The organism is Streptomyces sp. SM1, assembly GCF_002910825.1.
In the GTDB taxonomy this organism is placed as follows: Bacteria; Actinomycetota; Actinomycetes; order Streptomycetales; family Streptomycetaceae; genus Streptomyces; species Streptomyces okerensis.
Window position 1 is genome coordinate 1 of the sequence record NZ_NEUB01000251.1, and the last position, 2,297, is coordinate 2,297.

A 2,297-nucleotide genomic window follows, 5' to 3' on the forward strand; every position below is an offset into this window, starting at 1 on the left:
GGTGGCGGCAGCCATCCCGACCCCGCCGGGGCCTGCGCGGCCGTCGAGCGGAACACGCGGTGGGGCCGGGACGCCTTCGCCCCGGTGCCGCGCGACGCCGTCTGCACCCTGCAGTACGGTGGACCCGCGACCGCGCGGGTCACCGGCACCTGGGCCGGCCGCCCCGTCGAGGCGACGTACGACCGTGGAGACGGATGCGCGATCGACCGGTGGGACCGGCTCGTACCGCTGCTGCCCGGGGTGGGGAGGCGAGTCGGGGCACAGGGGACGTAGAGGTCCCGCGAAGGTTCGGGCCGTGTCGGTGCAGGCAGTCGCGGGTCCGGGGCGCACCAAGCGTCACACCGTCGTCACGTCCTGATGCGATGTCCGTCCCATCCGGCGTCACGAGCGCGACCCCAGCCCTTAGACTCCCTCGCGTGACACGCTGCGGGCACGTTGGCAAGATGGCCGGAGCGGTCGGCACGTCGCGGTAACAGGGAGGAACGGGTCTCGTGAGCAGCAGGCCATCCCGAGGCGCTGCTCGCCTCGCAGCCATACTGGACGCGCTTCCCGACGCGCTGGTGCTGGTCAACGCCAACGGGACCGTCGTCAACGCCAACACCATCGCCCTCGAGGCCTTCGAGACCCCGGGCACGGCGCTGGTCGGGCGTGGCCTGCTGGATCTGCTGCCGCAGTTCGACAGCAAGCTCATCCCGGGCTCCATGCGGCGGCCCGACCACATCGACCCCCGCGCGCGCACCAAGCCGACCCGGATGACCGCCCGGCGGACCGACGGGAGCGAGTTCCCGGTCGAGGTCACCAGTGCCAACCTGGAGAGCGGCCAGCAGGCGTACGACAACTACGGCGCCGGCGGCGACGAACTGCTGATGCTCGTCGTCCGCGACCTGTCCGGCACCGTCGACACCGAGGCCGAGCTGGCGCGTTCGCAGCGGCAGACCGAGATGATCCTGCGCGCCGCCTCCGAGGGCGTCGTGGGCACCGACACCGACGGGCGGATCGTCCTGGTCAACCCGGCCGCCGCCCAGATCCTCGGCTACCGGGCCGGTGAACTCGGCGGACGCGAACTGCACACCCTCGTGCTGCACTCGCGCGCCGACGGCTCCCCCTTCCCCTACGACGAGTCCCCGCTCGCCGACACCCTGCGCTCCGGGCGCAAGCACCGGGTGCGCGGGCAGGTGCTGTACGCCAAGAGCGGTGCCAAGCTGCCGGTCGACCTGACGACCGCGCCGGTGCGCGACGGCGACCAGCTCGTCGGCGCCGTCATGACGTTCCTCGACCGCCGCCCCTACGACGCGCTCGCCGAGGAGAAGGAAGAGTCCGAGAACCGGCACGCGGAGGAGCTGGAGCGGCTCGCCGAGGAGCACGGCTCCGAACTCACCGCACTGCGCCAGAGCCATGTCACCGAACTGGAGCGGCTGAGCGAGCAGCACGCGGAGGAACTCGCCGCGAACGAGGAGCGCTACGCCGCCCTCGGTGAGCGGGAGAAGGACCGTTACGAGGCCCTCGCCGCGCGGCACGAGCAGCTGCTCATCCTGCTCGGGCGGTCCCTGCGCGGCCCGCTGGACGAACTGCGCCGCGAACTGTCCGCGCTGGCCGCCGACGACGCCGGGCAGCTGTGGCCCGAGGCCAACCAGGTGCTCCACCACCTGTCGGCGGGCTACGCCCGCATCACCACCCTCATCGACAACGTGCTCGGCTATCAGCGGCTCGACGTCGGCACCGAACACGTCGCCCGTACGAAGGTGATGCTCGACGCCGTCGTCGCCGCCGGGGTCGACGGTGCCGTGGAGCTGATCGGTCCCGGGCGGGTGCAGTTCACCGTGCACGCTCCGCCCATCGAGGCCGAGGTCGACCCGCGGCTGCTCGCCACCGCCCTCGCGCACCTCGTCGCGGACGTGGCGGGCGTCGACGCGACCGGCAACACGCCCCTGTCGGCGGGCGGCTACCTGGACAACACCGTCGTGGTCGCGGCGGCCCAGCGCGGTGAGGTCGTACGCATCGAGGTGCGCGGACCGTACAGCGGCGGGGACCCGGTGCACGAGCCGATCGTGCGCGGGATCGTCCGGGCGCACGGCGGTGTGCTGCAGACGCACGAGGTGCCCGGGATGAGCGGCAGCGCGTTCGTCCTCGAGGTGCCGATCGGGGGCGGGGCGGGGGCCGTGGCGGCCGTCGAGGCCGCGATTCCGGCACTGGAGGCCGCTCCCACCGAACCGGCCGCCGGTGGCGGCGGTCGGCGGCGGGCTCGGCGGTCCTCCGTGGACGCCTTCCTGGACAGTGACGTGCCCGGCGCGGACGAC

2 protein-coding genes are annotated in these 2,297 nt (G+C 73.3%); both read left to right on the top strand.

Translation table 11 applies throughout. The features are described from left to right. Positions 1 to 273, top strand: a 273-nt coding sequence (locus B9S61_RS05900) for an SSI family serine proteinase inhibitor (protein ID WP_219819892.1), incomplete at its 5' end; no start/stop codon positions are given. A 218-nt stretch (positions 274 to 491) separates the two neighbouring features. Continuing rightward, positions 492 to 2,297 (top strand): PAS domain-containing protein (locus B9S61_RS05905; protein WP_146064725.1); only part of this gene is annotated, 1,806 nt, incomplete at its 3' end.